This window comes from Streptomyces sp. NPDC093109 (genome assembly GCF_040701725.1).
Classification (GTDB): Bacteria; Actinomycetota; Actinomycetes; order Streptomycetales; family Streptomycetaceae; genus Streptomyces.
The window spans coordinates 28,664-44,580 of record NZ_JBFBEZ010000029.1 but is presented as its reverse complement, the minus strand read 5'-3'; the positions used below and the strand labels follow the sequence as shown (position 1 = coordinate 44,580).

13 protein-coding genes and 1 pseudogene are annotated in these 15,917 nt (G+C 71.0%); 9 read left to right on the top strand and 5 right to left on the bottom strand.

Going from position 1 to position 15,917, the window contains the following annotated elements; translation table 11 throughout:
* Positions 1–126 precede the first annotated feature (126 nt).
* Complete coding sequence (locus AB0389_RS25830; RefSeq protein ID WP_366397864.1) at positions 127–897, top strand: IclR family transcriptional regulator; 771 nt, start codon at positions 127–129, stop codon at positions 895–897.
* A gap of 5 nt (positions 898–902) precedes the next feature.
* Here AB0389_RS25830 and AB0389_RS25825 read toward each other — a convergent pair whose 3' ends face one another.
* A complete protein-coding gene (locus AB0389_RS25825; protein WP_366397863.1) occupies positions 903–1,610 on the bottom strand; it encodes an IclR family transcriptional regulator C-terminal domain-containing protein in 708 nt (235 codons plus the stop codon).
* An 81-nt stretch (positions 1,611–1,691) separates the two neighbouring features.
* Positions 1,692–1,877, bottom strand: coding sequence for a hypothetical protein (locus AB0389_RS25820; RefSeq protein ID WP_366397862.1), 186 nt, complete (start codon positions 1,875–1,877; stop codon positions 1,692–1,694).
* 380 nt (positions 1,878–2,257) lie between these two features.
* Here AB0389_RS25820 and AB0389_RS25815 point away from each other — a divergent pair, with 380 nt between their 5' ends.
* From AB0389_RS25815 to AB0389_RS25780, 8 genes are all read left to right on the top strand, one after another.
* Complete coding sequence (locus tag AB0389_RS25815) at positions 2,258–3,196, top strand: family 2A encapsulin nanocompartment shell protein (RefSeq protein WP_366397861.1); 939 nt, start codon at positions 2,258–2,260, stop codon at positions 3,194–3,196.
* Entirely contained in the window at positions 3,171–4,931 is a 1,761-nt protein-coding gene (locus tag AB0389_RS25810; RefSeq protein WP_366397860.1) for a family 2A encapsulin nanocompartment cargo protein cysteine desulfurase, read from the top strand. The genes AB0389_RS25815 and AB0389_RS25810 overlap by 26 nt, the downstream gene beginning before the upstream one ends.
* Before the next feature lie 554 nt (positions 4,932–5,485).
* Positions 5,486–6,559, top strand: coding sequence for a LacI family DNA-binding transcriptional regulator (locus tag AB0389_RS25805; RefSeq protein WP_366397859.1), 1,074 nt, complete (start codon positions 5,486–5,488; stop codon positions 6,557–6,559).
* Positions 6,560–6,698: 139 nt separating this feature from the next.
* Positions 6,699–8,315, top strand: coding sequence for an FAD-dependent oxidoreductase (locus AB0389_RS25800; protein WP_366397858.1), 1,617 nt, complete (start codon positions 6,699–6,701; stop codon positions 8,313–8,315).
* Positions 8,316–8,431: 116 nt separating this feature from the next.
* Positions 8,432–10,561 (top strand): hydantoinase/oxoprolinase family protein, encoded by a 2,130-nt coding sequence (locus AB0389_RS25795; protein ID WP_366397857.1) that lies wholly within the window; start codon positions 8,432–8,434, stop codon positions 10,559–10,561.
* A gap of 83 nt (positions 10,562–10,644) precedes the next feature.
* A complete protein-coding gene (locus tag AB0389_RS25790; protein ID WP_366397856.1) occupies positions 10,645–11,304 on the top strand; it encodes a hypothetical protein in 660 nt (219 codons plus the stop codon).
* 4 nt (positions 11,305–11,308) lie between these two features.
* Positions 11,309–12,589 (top strand): transporter, encoded by a 1,281-nt coding sequence (locus AB0389_RS25785; protein WP_366397855.1) that lies wholly within the window; start codon positions 11,309–11,311, stop codon positions 12,587–12,589.
* 38 nt (positions 12,590–12,627) lie between these two features.
* Entirely contained in the window at positions 12,628–13,710 is a 1,083-nt protein-coding gene (locus AB0389_RS25780; protein WP_366397854.1) for a hypothetical protein, read from the top strand.
* Positions 13,711–14,178: 468 nt separating this feature from the next.
* Here AB0389_RS25780 and AB0389_RS25775 read toward each other — a convergent pair whose 3' ends face one another.
* The 3 genes and pseudogenes from AB0389_RS25775 to AB0389_RS25765 form a co-directional block, all read right to left on the bottom strand.
* A complete protein-coding gene (locus tag AB0389_RS25775) occupies positions 14,179–14,364 on the bottom strand; it encodes a TetR/AcrR family transcriptional regulator C-terminal ligand-binding domain-containing protein (RefSeq protein WP_366397853.1) in 186 nt (61 codons plus the stop codon).
* Between the two features lie 20 nt (positions 14,365–14,384).
* Positions 14,385–14,752, bottom strand: a pseudogene (locus tag AB0389_RS25770) (oxidoreductase); the annotation flags it as partial.
* Positions 14,749–15,846: an LLM class flavin-dependent oxidoreductase gene (locus AB0389_RS25765; RefSeq protein WP_366397852.1), complete on the bottom strand. Its 1,098-nt coding sequence runs from the start codon at positions 15,844–15,846 to the stop codon at positions 14,749–14,751. The gene AB0389_RS25765 and the pseudogene AB0389_RS25770, both read right to left, overlap by 4 nt.
* Positions 15,847–15,917 lie beyond the last annotated feature (71 nt).

Sequence of the window (15,917 nt, the reverse complement as noted above, 5' to 3'; positions counted from 1 at the left end):
ATCCAGCGTTGCGGAATAAACAAGTCTTGTTGCTCATCATGCACGGGTTCCGCCATGAACCTGCAATGTTCCCGCAATGAAAGGGGCCGGGGCGGGGTCGGCGTCCAGCGCTATGCTCGGCTCGCGATGACCACCGACAGCAGCCTGAAACGCGGCCTGGCCGTGCTCCGTCTCTTCGCCGAGCACCCTCCGCAGGACCCGCGCGGCCACACCGCCGCCGCGGTCGCCGCGCTGCTGGGCCGGGAGCGCAGCCAGGTCTCCCGCATCCTGCGGAGCCTTGAGGCCGCCCGGTTCCTGCGCCGCGACAGCGCGTCGCTGCGCTACTCGGTCGCCTGGGAGCTGTACGCGCGGGCCCAGCAGATCACCGAGGCCAGGCTGCGCCGGGACGGCCGGACCGCGCTGGAGGGTGTCGCCGCCGACACGGGGGAGTGCGCCTACCTGGGGGTCCTGCGAGGCGCCAGCTCGGTGACGATCCTGGAGTCGATGCCGCCGGCCCTGTCCTCGTTCGTGTCCTGGGTGGGCCGCGGGTATCCCGCCTACTGCAGCGACGCCGGGCAGGCTCTGCTCTTCGACGCCGACCGCGCCGAGGTCGCGGCCGTCCTCTCACGTACGTCCTTCGTCCGGCACGGCCCCAACACACCGGCCGGTCTCGACGACTTCCTGGCCCGGCTCGACGCGGCCCGCGAGCGGGGCTACTCCGTCGTCGACCAGGAGGCCGAGCCCGGCCTCTACTCGCTCGCCGCCCCGGTCAGGGACTTCCGCGGCGAGATCGTCGCAGCCGTCCAGGTCGTCGGCCCCCGCCGCCGCCTCGAGCCCGCGACAGCGGCCTGCGCCGACTCGGTGGTCCGCTGGAGCGACTGGCTGACCGCCGCACTGTGCTCGACGGACCAGGACTGAGGCTCTCAGCCGAGCAGGCGCGCCAGCCGCGCCGCGGCGTCACCGATCGCGGCGACGAGTTCGTCCCGATCGTCCCGGGCCGCCGCGTGCGGCACCACGGCACTGACCGCCGCCACGATGTCCCCGCGCGAATCCCGCACCGGCGCGGCGACCTCCAGCACGTCCTCGTCGTACTCGGACTCGCACACCGCGACCCCTCGCGCGGCGTCGTCGGCGACCCGCAGCAGAAGATCCTCCGCGGTCCGTGGCGCGTAGGGACCGCCCGCCCCGATGAAGTCCTCGCCGCCGAGGAGCTCGGTGATCTCCTCACGCCCATGGTCGAACAGGAGCGCCCGTCCTGCACTGGTGCACCACACCGGCGTCAACCGCCCCGCCCGTGCCCAGGAGAACTCGGCCCAGGCCGCCAGTTCGGCCCGTACCGAGAGCACCATCGCTCCACGGAGTACGTCCACATAGGCGCACGCCCCGAAGCGGATCACCAGTCCCCGCAGCAGCGCCCGGCTCTCCGCGCCCCACGGACCGGCCTGCGCCGCGACGGCCAGCAGGTCCCCGCCGGCGCGGAACTCGTGCCCGTCCCTGGCCAGTACGCCGGAAGCGACCAGATCCCGCAGCAGCCGCGACGCCTGCCCCTTGTCCAGCCCGCTCTCCTCCGCCAGCCGGACCACCCCGGGTCCTCCCCGGGAATCCAGCTCCCCGCGGACAACCCGCTCCACCAGTCCGAGTCCTCGGGGCAACGCCCCCATCACCACATCCACCCGCCGGATGCTACAGATCCCGTGCCCCGATGAATGCCGTCAGGACGGCCATTCCGGTTCGCGGACGGTCGCGTTGAGCGCGTCGAGGAGTACTTGGGCGGGTTGGGACGCGGGGGGTTCGCCGTACGCGGCGGCCACGACCTGTCCGCGCATGCCGCCGATCCGGCGGAGCCCGACCCCGGGGTGCCGGTCGGCGAGGAGGGTGAGTCCGGGCAGCAGGCTCACGCCCAGCCCGGCCGCGGGAGCGCCTGTACGGCGACGTAACCGTCGGTCTCGAACTCCGCCGAGCTCTGACAGCGGTTCGTCGAGAAGCGGTGTCGTGGTGGTGTCGCGGCGATCGCGCCGGGGCGGGCTGCCGTGTTCGAAGATCTGCGCCACGTCGGCGTCGTTGTTGCACAGGGCGCAGGGCGCAGGGCGCAGAGCGCGTCGGACGGTTCGGCTTCGCGAAAGGTGAGCTCGATGCCGACACGCGTTGCTCCGCTACCGCAGCAACGGCAAGGCGAATGGGAAAGTGCGTGCGAGCGAGTTCGGCCACGCACCTCACCGTCGACGTTCTCGCCCCCCACCATGCGTGCCTGCCCCTCGGGCGCGGAGAGGAGAGTTGTATGACCACGGCTGTGAATCCACCGTCGCGATCGATGTCGGTGAGCGACAAGGCCGCGCGGACTCTGGCGAACGCCACCAAGACCGTTCCGCAGATGGCCTCCATCACGCCTCGCTGGCTGGTGCACCTGATGTCCTGGGTACCGGTCGAGGCGGGCATCTACCGGGTGAACAAGGTCGTTCATCCCGAGTCGGTGCGCATCGAGTGCGACAACTACGACGAGGCGCCGCTGCCCGACACCTTCGTCGACTACGAGAGTGAACCCCGGGAGTACCGGCTCAAGGCCGTCCAGACGGTCCTGGACCTCCACACCAGGATCGCCGACCTGTACTCCAGCCCGCACAACCAGATCGCGGAGCAGCTGCGGCTGACCATCGAGGCGGTGAAGGAGCATCAGGAGGGCGAGCTGATCAACAGCCCGGAGTACGGGTTGCTGAGCAGCGCGGCGGACACACAGCGGATCTCCACGCTGGCGGGGCCGCCGACACCGGACGACCTGGACGCCCTCATCGCCAAGGTGTGGAAGCAGCCGGCCTTCTTCCTCACCCATCCGGAAGGGGTCGCCGCGTTCGGCCGGGAGTGCACCCGGCGTGGTGTTCCGCCGGCGACGATGAGCATGTTCGGCTCGCAGTTCCTGACCTGGCGCGGTCTGCCGATCGTTCCGTCGGACAAGGTCCCGCTGGAGAACGGCAGGACGAAGTTCCTGCTGCTGCGCACCGGCGAGTCGCGCCAGGGCGTGGTCGGACTGTTCCAGCCCGGGCTCTCGGGTGAGCAGGGGATGGGGCTTTCGGTGCGCTTCATGCAGATCGACCGCAGTGCCATCGCCTCCTACCTGGTCTCCCTGTACTGCTCGCTCGCGGTGCTCACCGAGGACGCGCTCGCTGTGCTCAACGACGTCGAGGTGGACAAGATCCATGACTACGCCCCCGTCTACCGGTAACGAAGCCGCCCCCGCGTGGCTGCCGGACGAGGAGACGCTGAGCCGGCTGGCCGGAGAGTTCTTCCGGGCCCTGCCCGGTGGGCCGGCGGAGACGGAGGCCCCGTTCCCCGACGGCCCCGCGCAGTGGCCGTCGCCCGTCGGCCTGCCGGCCGCGGACCCGCCTCCTCCGGCGCCGACCGCGGGGATGAGCCCGCCCTCCGGGCCGCCACCGACCAGCGCCCCGGCCACGTACGCGGCAGGTGCCGGGCCGGTCGCCGTACCGGCCGTCGCGTCGCTGCCCGCACCGGCCCGGCTCCCGGACCCCGGGCCGTACTACTTCCTCGCCGAGGCGCCCGGGTACCCCGCGCGGGTGCCGGAGCTTCCCGGCTTCGGACACCTGGGACTGCCGCCCCTTTCCGAGCCGGTGTCCCCGGCAGCCACGACCGCGCCGTACTACTTCCTCCAGGAACCCGGCGCACCCGGCACACCCGGCGCACCGGTGGGGCCCCCGCTCGATCAGCACCCCGCGTTCGACGTGGGAACGGTCCGCCGGGATTTCCCGATCCTGTCCGAGCCGGTCAACGGCCGTCCGCTGATCTGGCTGGACAACGCCGCGACCACCCAGAAGCCGCGCGCGGTGATCGACCGGCTGGTGGAGTTCTACTCGCGGGAGAACTCGAACATCCACCGGGCGGCGCACGAGCTGGCAGCCCGGGCGACGGACGCCTACGAGGGGGCCAGGAACACCGTCGCCCGGTTCGTCGGGGCGGGCTCCGCCGAGGAGATCGTGTTCGTCCGGGGCACCACCGAGGCGATCAACCTGGTCGCCAAGGCATGGGGACCGCGGCACATCCGGGCGGGCGACGAGATCGTCATCTCCCATCTGGAGCACCACGCCAACATCGTGCCCTGGCAGATGCTGGCGGAGCGGACCGGTGCGGTGATCAAGGTGATCCCGGTCGACGACGACGGGCAGTTGCTGCTCGACGCGTACACCGCGCTGCTGTCCGACCGCACCAGGCTGGTCGCGGTCACCCAGATGTCCAACGCGCTCGGCACCGTCGTACCGGTCGATCGGATCATCGAGGCCGGGCACCGGGCCGGGGCACGCGTTCTGATCGACGCGGCGCAGTCGGTCCCGCACCTGCCGATCGATGTCACGTCCCTGGACGCCGACTTCCTTGTCTTCTCCGGACACAAGCTCTTCGGACCCACCGGGATCGGGGTGCTCTACGCGAAACGGGAGGTCCTCGAGGACATGCCTCCCTGGGAGGGCGGCGGCAACATGATCACCGACGTCACCTTCGAGAAGTCCCGTTATCAGCCGCCGCCGGGCCGCTTCGAGGCCGGCACCGGCAACATCGCCGACGCGGTGGGCCTTGCCACGGCCATCGACTACGTCGAGCGCGTCGGCCTGCCCCACATCGGCGCCCACGAACACGCCCTGGTCGAGCACGCCACCGAGGGACTGCGCGAGGTGCCCGGGCTCCGGTTGATCGGCACGGCCCCGCACAAGGCGAGCATCGTGTCGTTCGTACTGGACGGCTACGAGCCGGCCGAGGTGGGCACCGCACTCAACGAGGAGGGCATCGCGGTGCGTTCGGGCCACCACTGCGCGCAGCCGATCCTGCGCCGCTACGGCCTGGAGGCCACCGTCCGGCCGTCGTTCTCCTTCTACAACACCCACGAGGAGGTGGACACACTGGTCGCCGCGGTCCACCGACTCGCGGACCGCCGCCGGGGTCGCCGTTACTGAGTACGGCCGCGTCAGCGTGCGATATCGATGGCGCAGGGACCGGATCCGGTCTCCGACAGCATCCCGGGGCACGCCGGACCCACCTCAAGTCCGACTTCGCCGGTGCCCCGCTCGGGCAGCAGGTGGGTCTGTTCGTCGCCTCCTGGTCCGCCCGGCCCCGCGATGTGTCGCTGCCCGTAGAGCAGGGTTCAGCCCTCACCCGGTCCTCCGCAGTCGACACCGACTGCGTGTGAAACCGTCCCGTCCCTGTCGGCCCGGCCGCTCGTGATGCCCGGGCCGACAGGGACGGGGGACGGACCTCCGGTGTGTACGGGTGGCGGCTGAGCCGGTGTTCCAGCACTTCGAGTGCCGCAGCCGCCCAGTCCCGCCCGCGGCCCGTCGGTGGTCCGCGATCCCGTCGGGGTGCGGTGGGAAAGAAGTTCTGTCCGGTCCCTTGCCACCCGTCGGCCGGGGGTTCACAGTACTCGTTCATACGCATCACTAATGCGTATGAACGATGTGGAGGGCCACGGGTGGAGGATTCCAGGAAGCGTGTCCGGTCGGGCGGGAGTTCCGTGTCCGGGGGGCGTACGGGACGGCCGCGGCAGGCCGAGGTCGCCCGGCTGGCCGGGGTCTCGCAGGCCACGGTCTCGCTGGTGCTCGGGGCCCGGAAAGGGGCTGCTGCCATCACCGAGGAGACCCGCCGCAAGGTGCTCGACGCCGTGCACAGCCTCGGTTACGTTCCCGACCCGGCGGCCAGCCGGCTCGCGGCGGCGCGCAACAATCTGCTCGGCGTCTTCAGTTTCACGTCCGCTTTCCCCACCGACGTGGAGCACTCGTACTACCCCTTCCTCGTCGGTGTCGAGCAGGAGGCCGCCGCGCGCGGATACGACCTGGTGCTGTTCACCGGTTCCAGTACCGGCGGTGCGGGGGCAGGCGGGCCCGGTGCCCTCAACCGGGTACGGCTCGCCGATGGTTGTCTCTTCCTCGGCCGGCACGCGCCCACGGGTGAGCTGCTGCGGCTGGTCGACGACGGTTTCCCGGTGGTGCACCTGGGCCGCAGGGACGAGCCGGAGGGGCTGGCCTGGGTCGGTGCCGACTACGTCAGCGCCAGCCGTGAGGTCGTCACACGCCTCGCCGGGCTCGGACACCGCAGGATCCTGCTCGTACGGGAGGACGACGAGGCGCCGGCCTCCACGGACCGTGAACGCGGTTTCCTGATGGGGCTGGAGGACGCCGGACTGCCCGGGGGGCCCGCGTCCGTCTTCCGCTCCGCCGACCCGGAGCGTGATCTCACCGCCGGCCGGTTGCGCGGCTGGCTCGACGAGGGGGTCACCGCTTTCGTCGCCGAGGAGACCGACACCGGCGCCGCCTGGCGCGCGCTGTACGGCGCCGCGCGTTCCGCCGGTGTGGACTGCCCGCGTGACGCGTCGCTGGCGCTGCTCGGCAGCCCGCCGCGGGACCTTTCGCAGGGCCCGGTACCCGACGGATTCGACGTCCCCCGGCCACAGTTGGGTGCCGCCGCTGTACGGATGCTCGCCGCGCTGGTCGCCGGGGAACGGGCCACGGAACCCCTGGTGGCGTGTTCCCCGCGCGCCGGCTCCACGGCGGGACCGCCTCCCGCCACTGTTCCCGCCACCGCCCGCTGACCGGCACACGGCACACGCTAAGCACCGGCGGTACACGCCACGTACCGCCGGAACACACGGCACAGCACCTCGCTCTCGTTCACCACCTTGTCCGCCACCTTGTTCACCACGTGCCCCCAGCACCTCGTGAGGGAGATCTGTGACATCCGAACCCGACATCCTCATCGTGGGCGCCGGCCTCGGCGGCGTCGCCGCCGCGCTCGCCGCCTGCCGGGCGGGGCGTACCGTCGTCCTCACCGAGGAGACGGACTGGGTGGGCGGACAGCTCACCTCCCAGGCCGTCCCGCCGGACGAGCACCCCTGGGTCGAGGAGTTCGGAACCACCGCCTCGTACCGTGCACTGCGTACGTCCATCAGGGACTACTACCGCCGCTGGTACCCGTTGCGCTCCGAAGCGCTCGCCCTCACCGCTCTCAACCCCGGCGCGGGCCGTGTCAGCAAGCTGTGCCACGAGCCCCGGGTCGCGCTCGCGGTCCTGGAGGCGATGCTCGCGCCGTACCGGTCCTCCGGCCGGCTCACCGTCCTCACCGAACACCGGCCCGTCGCCGCCGAACCGGGCGACGACGACACCGTACGGTCGGTCACCCTGGCCGGCCTGCGCGATCCCGGGGCCCGGCGTACCATCGCCGCGCGTTACGTCATCGATGCGACCGAGACCGGTGAACTCCTCGAACTCGCCGGAGTCGAGCACGTGTTGGGCGCCGAGGCGCGCGGCGAGTTCGGCGAGCCGCACGCCCCGGAGGAGGCGGCGCCGCTCAATCAGCAGGGCATCACCGTGTGTTTCGCGCTCTCCCACCACGAGGGCGAGGACCACACCATCGAACGCCCCGCCGACTACGACTTCTGGCGCGCCTACCGGCCCGGCTTCTGGCCGGGACCGCTGCTCGGCTTCCTCGCGCCGGATCCCCGTACGCTGGAGGCGGTTCCGCGTACGTTCCTGCCGAACCCGGAGCTGGATCCGCTCGATGTCTCCGCCGACCAGTCTGCCGACGCGGGTGACAAGGAGCTGTGGGGCTTCCGCCGGATCCTCGCCCGCAAGCTGCACCGGCCGGGTGCCTTCGACTCCGACATCACCCTCGTCAACTGGCCGCTCAACGACTACTGGTTGAAGCCGCTGGTCGGCGCCGGCGCGCGGACGTCCGCAGAGGCGGTGGCCGAGGCCCGGCAGCTCTCCCTCTCCGTCCTGTACTGGCTCCAGACGGAGGCGCCGCGCGCGGACGGCGGGAAGGGGTTTCCCGGGCTGCGGCCGCGGCCCGATGTCACCGGCACGCCCGACGGGCTGGCCAAGGCCCCCTACGTACGGGAGTCCCGGCGTATCAAGGCGGTCACCACCGTCACCGAACACGATGTCGCGATCGACCTCGTCGGGCCGTACGGCGGCACCAGGTACCGGGACTCGGTCGGTGTCGGCAACTACCGTATCGATCTGCACCCCTCCACCGGTGGTGACAACTACATCGACATCGGTTCGGTGCCCTTCGAAATCCCGCTCGGGGCACTCGTCCCACGCCGGGTCCGCAATCTGCTGCCCGCGGGAAAGAACATCGGTACCACTCACATCACCAACGGCTGCTACCGGCTCCATCCGGTGGAGTGGAACATCGGCGAGGTCGCGGGCGCGCTGGCCGCACACTGCCTCGCCGAGGAAGTGGAGCCGCGTCAGGTCCAGGCCGAGGACAAGCGGTTCGAGGAATTCGCCCGGCTGCTCGACCGCGAGGGGGTGCAGCGCCACTGGCCCGACGTACGCGGTTACTGAGGCGTGTCGCGCAACTTCCCGCAGACGAAGCCCACTTTCCCACCCAGCTCCTCCACACCCCCCGCCCCCGCATACCCCCGGTCCCTGCCCGCCCCGCACAAGGAGGTGCCCGAACCATGAACACCCACCGCATCCGCGTCGGTATCGACGTGGGCGGAACCTTCACCGACGCCGTGGCCGTGGACGCCACGACACTGCGACTGCTGGGACAGGTGAAAGTCCCCACCAGCCACCGCCACGAGGACGGCGTCGCTCATGGCATCGTCGAGGCTCTCGCCCGTCTGCTGGAGCAGACCGGACACGCCCCCGACGATGTGGCGTTCCTGGCCCACGGCACCACCCAGGCCACCAACGCCCTGCTGGAGGGCGATGTCGCCACCGTCGGCCTGATCGGTATCGGCACCGGCCCGGGTGCCGCGCTCACCCGCCGCCTCGCGGCCTTGCGGAAGCTCGAACTCACCCCGGGCAAACGGCTTCCGCTCGTCTACGCACATGTCGCGGACCCGGACGACGGACCCGCCGTGGACGCCGCCGTCGACGCGGTCGTCCGCCAGGGCGCCGAAGTCGTCGTCGCCAGCCAGCCGTTCAGCGTCGACCGCCCCGAGGGCGAGGACACGGTCGCGGCGGCAGCGGCCGAGCGCGGACTGCCGACGACCGCCGCGCACGAGATCACCTCGCTGTACGGGCTCCACAAGCGGACCCGTACCGCCGTTGTCAACGCCGCGATCCTGCCCCGTATGCTCGCCACCGCCGACCTTGTGGACGCCTCCATCACCAAGGCGGGGGTGAGTGCGCCGCTGATGGTCATGCGCTGCGACGGCGGAGTGATGACACTCGCCGAGATGCGGCGCAGGCCGCTGCTGACCGTCCTGTCGGGACCGGCGGCCGGTGTGGCCGGCGCGCTCATGCGGGAACGCGTCAGCGAGGGCCTCTTCCTGGAGACCGGCGGCACGTCCACCGACATCAGTGTCGTACGACGCGGCAAGGTCGCCGTACGGCATGCCACGATCCTCGGCAGGACCTCGTACCTGTCGGCCCTGGACGTACGGACCGTCGGCGTCGGCGGCGGCTCGATGGTCCGTATCGGCGACGGCAGGATCACCGGCGTCGGTCCGCGCAGCGCGCACATCGCCGGGCTGCCCTACGCCTGCTTCGCCACCCTCGACGACCTGCGGGAGGCGAGCGTCACCACCGTCCGGCCGATGGACGGCGACCCCGCCGACTACGCCGTGCTCGACGCGGCGGGCGGACGCTACGCCATCACCATGACCTGCGCGGCCAACGCGCTGGGCCGGGTCCCCGAAGGGGACTTCGCGCGCTGCGACCCGGCGGTCGCCGCGGCGGCGATCGCGCCGCTCGCCGCCGCGCTCGGCACGGACGTCGCCACCGCCGCGGCCCGTCTCCTGGACGCCGGCACCGATCAGGTGAACTCGGTGGTGGAGGCGATGATCCGCGACTACCGGCTCGACCGGGACACGGCCGTGCTCGTCGGCGGCGGCGGAGGCGCCGCGTCCGTCGTCCCGCACCTCGCGGCCGTCACGGGCCAGGAGGGCAGGATCGCCCGGCACAACGAGGTCATCAGCCCCATCGGCGTCGCCCTGGCCCTCATCCGTGAGCAGGTCGAGCGGATCATCCCGGGGGCCGGCCAGGAACAGATCCTCGCCGTGCGCGCCGAGGCCGAGGCGGCCGTGGTGGCCCAGGGCGCGGCGGCCGACGGTGTCGAGGTGGAGGTCACCGTGGACCCGCAGACCAGCACCGTACGGGCGGTCGCCACCGGCGCGACCGAGCTGCGCGCCCAGGACCCCGCCCGCCGCGCCGGAGAGGCGGACCGGCTGCGCGCCGCCGCCGAGAGCCTCAAGGCCGATCCTGCGGCGGTGCGGGTGCTCGCGGGGACGGCCGCGCACACCGTGTACGGCACCGAGGTGCACCGCAGGTTCCGCGCCACCCGCCACCCGGTACGGGTGGTGGACGCGGACGGTGTCGTCCGGCTCCACGCGCCGGACGCCCGCGTGACGGCCACCACCGCGGGCCGCGCGCCCGAGGTCCTGGCCGCCCTGGTGAAGGAGGCCACGTCCTACGGGGACGGCGGGGTGCGCGCCCCGGCGCTGCGGCTCCTGCTCGGCTCGCGGATCGCCGACCTGTCCGGTGTTCTCGACCCGGGGCCGCTGCTGGCCCTCGCGCGCGGCGAACTGCGCGCCCGCGCGTCCGACGAGCCGGTCGTGGCCGTTGTGGAGGTACGTACATGAGCGCGCCAACACCGCCGCCAACACCGACACCGCCAACACCGACACCGCCGCCAGCGACACCATCACCGCCGGTGGCCGCGCTGGTGGCTACCGATGATGTGGGCTTCGGCGCCCGGCTGCTCGCGAACACCCCGACGCACGAGCGCCGTGACCCCGCGCTGCTGCGCCGGTGGGCGGCGGCGGCCGACGCGTTCGGCGCCGCACTCGCGCCTTCACCCCGTACGGCCCGGGTCGTGGAGAGCGGTGGCGGGCTGGAGAAGGGCCTGCTGGCCCGGTACACGTCCCGGCCCGTCCCCACCATCGAGGTGTTCACCGACACCCTGGCCCTGGCCGAGGAACTGATCGACCGGCTCGGCTGGCGCCACTGGTACCCGGCCGGCTCGGTCCGGGAGGCGGCCCTCGCCCATGAGACGGTCCACCAGCAGCTGCACCACGGCCCGGCCAGGGCCGGCCTGAGACGCTCGCTCGGCCATGTGGTCCTGCGGGCCGGTCGCCACCGTCTGTACGGCCATGTCGCCGGGGCGGACGAGGTCGCCGCCCATGCCCATGCCCGTACGGTCTGCGGCCTCGGCCGGAGCCCCCTCCTGCTGACAGCGGCACTCGCGGCAGTGACAGACCCTCCGCGCTCCGTGGCCCCCGCGGCAGCGACGGACCACCTCCACCCGGCCGCCCCCGCGGCAGCCGCCGGCCTCCCGAACTCCGCCCCGCCACGGCCCCGTTCCCCGTACGGAAGAGAGAAGTAGCGCCATGGGCATCGTCATCCTTCTCGTCATGGCGGCCGGCGTCGCCGCGATGCTCAGCCGTAAGATCCCCACCGCCTTCGCCCTCGTTGTGCTGGCCGTTGTCATTGCCCTTGTCGCGGGCGCTCCGGCGACCGGCGAGAACAGTGTGCTGGATACGGTCGTCCAGCAGGGCGCACCGGCCCTCGCCGCCACGATGATCGCGATCCTGCTGGGCTCCTGGCTGGGCAAGCTCATGGACGAGACCGGCATCGCGGGGACACTCGTCCGCAAGATCGTCGAATTCGGCGGCGACCGGCCGGTCGTGGTCGCGCTCGGCGTGCTCGCCGTCTCCACCCTCGTGGGTACGGTGACGGGCTCCGCGCCCGCCGCCATGCTCGCCGGCATCATCGGGATCCCCGCCATGATCGCCGTCGGTATACCCAAGGTCACCGCGGCCGGCACGATTCTGATGGGTATCGCGGCGGGCATGCCGTTCGAGCTGCCCATCTGGCAGTTCTTCTCGACCGCGCTGGAGCTGCCCGTCGCCACTGTGCGGGGCTTCATGCTGAACCTCTTCCCGTTCGCCCTGGCCGCCGCGGTCCTCTTCGTGGTCGTGGAGACGCGGCGGCGCGGCGTCGAACACGCGTGGTCGCTCAAGTCGGTCTCCGCCACACCGGATTCGCGCCGCAAACGACTCGGTGACGCGCCCTGGTACGCGCTCCTCGCCCCGCTCGTACCGCTGGTTCTCGCACTCGGCCTCGATGTCGCGATCCTGCCGTCGATGCTCTCCGGGGTCCTCTACGCGCTCATCACCACCACTCCGCCGCGCGAGATGAGCAAGCGGCTGCTGCGCACCCTGTACGGCGCGTTCGAGGTCGCGGCGGCGCCGATCGTGCTGTTCATCGCGATCGGCATGCTGCTCGCGGCGGTCAAGCTGCCCGGTGCCGTGGCGGCGCTGGATCCCCTGATCAAGGCGGTCAGCCCGCAGAACCCGGTGCTGTTCGTCGTGGTCTTCACCCTGCTCGTACCGCTCTGTCTCTACCGGGGGCCGCTGAATGTCTTCGGTCTCGGCGCGGGCATCGCGGGTGTTCTCATCGCCGCCGGGATCTACCCCGCAGTCGCGGTGCTGGGCCTGGCCACCTCGTACAACCAGGTCTTCGGTGTGTCGGACCCCACCAGCACCCAGACGGTGTGGAGCGCCCAGTACGCGGGGGTCACCCCGCAGCAGGTGATGGTGCGGACCCTGCCGTACGTCTGGGCCGTGGCCCTCGGCGGCTTCTGCGTCACCGCCGCCAACTATCTGTGATCTTGTCCGCGATCTCTCAACCGGGACGGAGCCCCCCCATGACACCACCCAACATGCCACCGGAGAAGGAAAGTTCGCCGGAACCCCCGAGCCGGCGGATGCTCCTGCGAGCGGCCGGCGCCGCGGCGGCCGTCACCTCATCGGGCGTGATCGCCGCAGGCTGCGCGCCGGCCGCCGCGGCGACGGCCGCCACAGCACCAGCCGCCGACGCCACCGTGGCGGCGGCCCCCGGCGGGTTCCCCGACTACCGTTACGTCAAGGCGCTGCTGACGCCCTCCCAGCTCAAGTACAACCCCACCGGCGAGATCATCTTCCCGTGCATCCGGGGCGTCTACGACAAGCTCTCCAACCCGCTGGGCCGCTACTACCTCTACTACGGACCGCACGACGCGCCGGGCGGAATCTGCCTCGCCTACGGGGACTCGCTGGAAGGCCCGTTCACCGAGTACGCCGGAAACCCGATCGTCTCGAACAACTGGCAGCCGCACTACAGCGTCAGCCATGTCGCCTCGGCACACGTCCTGTGGAACACGGACGTCAATGAGCTGTGGCTCTACTTCCACGGCGAGAACGGCACCACCCGTCTCGCCCGTTCCAAGAACGGCATCAACTTCACGTACGACAAGGTGGTACTCAACACCTCGATGATGGCGTCGGGCACCAACGAGACCTCCTACGCGCGTGTCTTCCGGCACGACCTGCCCTCGCGCGACGCCCGCTTCGTGATGCTCTTCATGACCAACAACCAGTCCAACCACCGCGACATCGGCTGGGGTTGGTCCAAGGACGCCCGGAACTGGACCTTCGACCAGCGACCGCTGATAACCCACTCCGATGTGCGCGTCAACAACATCAGCGGCCCGCACCTGCTGAGCCGGAACGACAGTACGTATGTCGCCTACCACACCGACAAGGAGCACGGTGGCAATGTGCTGATCACCGAGGTCGGCAACGACTTCAACCGCCGCAACCACCTGGGCGTCTTCTACCAGTCGTCCAGCACCGCCCCCGACAACGGCCGCAGCGCCGCACCGAGCTTCGGGACCGACCGGGGCGTGCCGTACATGGTGTACGAGGCGGGGGAGCGGCTCAAGGGCGTGATCGCGGTCGCCCGCGGCTGACAACGAGTGCCGGCGCGGACCGCTCGCCGGCCGGCCCGTACCCAGCGGCCACCGACAACGGTCCGCCCCCGTATTCCGGGGCACGCGAGGGCAACCTCAAGTCCTCTCCACGCGAACACGAGGAGCCCAGGCAGGGGGGACCGTACGGTCGGCTCCGACGCTGGAACCACAAAGCCGCAAGGCTCCCGGGGGAACGGGGCGAACCGGAGTGGCCGGTCCCTGGACGGCCCGTACATGATGGGGGATCCGACCAGGGACCTGCTCACGGGATCACGGCAGTGCCGGTGTCTGCCGCCGGCACTTCATCCACCGCGTGACCGCCTGCCTGCCCGCCCGTCTCACTCCTTCGTTCCTGCTCGGTTCATCGCCCTGAAACCGCGGGCGCGATGTCGCCGATCACTCGGTTCATGTGGCGAGGCCAACGTTTTTGTAGCCATGTGTCAGAAATTGTTCGAGCAGTTCCCTCCACTACTCGGGCCTGGACTCGTGAAGGAAACGATCGACCGTTCGCTCCACGTACTCCGGCGTCACCGGCTTGGCGGCGAACAGGTCGCGCAGCACCACCGGTCCCGCCAGTTGGTCCACGCCGTCCTGGGCTGCGATGTCCTGCCTGAACAGGCCCGCGGCCATGCCGGCACGGATGAGCGCCCGCACTCCGCTGGTGTCCTTGGGCCGGCCAGTTCGCCGGCCGCGCGTGCGATCCGCTGAGGGAGTGTGCCGGTCAGGGAGTCGCCACTGCCGCCCCAGTCCTCGGACGCCGCGTACACCGCTGTGGGTACGACGACCGCGCGCGGTAGGCGAAGAGCGGGCGCAGCGTGTGTTCCAGGGCGGGCGAGGGGAAGCCGGTGACCAGGTTGTTGGCTATGTCGGCGGCCAGGTCGCGCAGTTCGACGACTCGCACTTCGATCTGGTGCCCCGCGTCGGCGAGTTGCTCGCGCGTCGCTACGGTGAGGCGGTCGGCGAGCAAGCGGGTGGACGAAGGGACACTGAGGCCCGCGGATACGACGGTGAGACGCGGTGGCCGGCTGGTGTTCGTGTTCACTTCGACGGCTCCTCGGTGCCTGCCGTGCGCTGGGCGAGCAGTGAGGCGTGGGTGGGGGCCTCGGGAACGTGGGCGGGGCGTGCGGAGTCCATCTCCTTGCGCAGTACGGGGAGAACCTCTTCGCCGAGCAGGTCGAGCTGTTCGAGGACGGTCTTCAGGGGCAGGCCGGCCATGTCGATGTTGAACAGCTGGCGCTGGTAGTGGCCGAAGTGGTCGCGGAAGGTCAGCGTCTTGTCGATGACTTCCTGCGGGCTGCCGACGGTGAGCGAGGTCTGCGCCATGTACTGCTCCATGGACGGCCCGCCGCCGTAGACAGGGGAGTTGTCGAAGTAGGGGCGGTACTCGCGCCGGGCGTCCTGGGAGTTCGGGCGCAGGAAGACATGGCCGCCGACCCCGACGACGGCCTGTTCCTCGGTGCCGTGACCGTAGTGGGCGTAGCGGGCGCGGTAGATGCCGATGAGTTTCTGGAAGTGGTCCTTGGGCCCGAAGAGGTTGTTGGCGAAGAAGCCGTCGCCGTAGTAGGCGGCCTGTTCGGCGATTTCGGGGCTGCGGACGGAGCCGTGCCAGACGAAGGGCGGAATGCCGTCCAGGGGACGCGGGGTCGAGGTGAACCCCTGGAGAGGAGTACGGAAGCGGCCCTGCCAGTCGACGACATCCTCGCGCCACAGCTGGTGCAGCAGCGCGTAGTTCTCGACGGCGAGGGGAATGCCCTGGCGGATGTCCTTGCCGAACCAGGGATAGACCGGACCGGTATTGCCGCGGCCCATCATCAGGTCCAACCGCCCGTCGGCGAGATGCTGGAGCACCGCGTAGTCCTCGGCGATCTTCACCGGGTCGTTGGTGGTGATCAGTGTGGTCGATGTCGACAGGATGATCCGGGTGGTTCGGGCGGCGATGTGGCTGAGCAGGGTGGTCGGTGAGGAGGAGACGAACGGCGGGTTGTGGTGCTCGCCGGTCGCGAAGACGTCGAAGCCGGCCTCTTCGGCCTTGACCGCGGTCGCGACCATCGCTTTGAGCCGCTCGTGCTCGGTCCGTGTGCCCTGGGTGACGGGGTCGGCCGTGACATCGCCGATGCTGAAGATGCCGAACTGCATGGAGCCCTCCCGGGCGAGAGAAGTGTGGTAGCGGGGTGACGGCGCGGGGCGCCCCGACGGGCCGTCTGCCG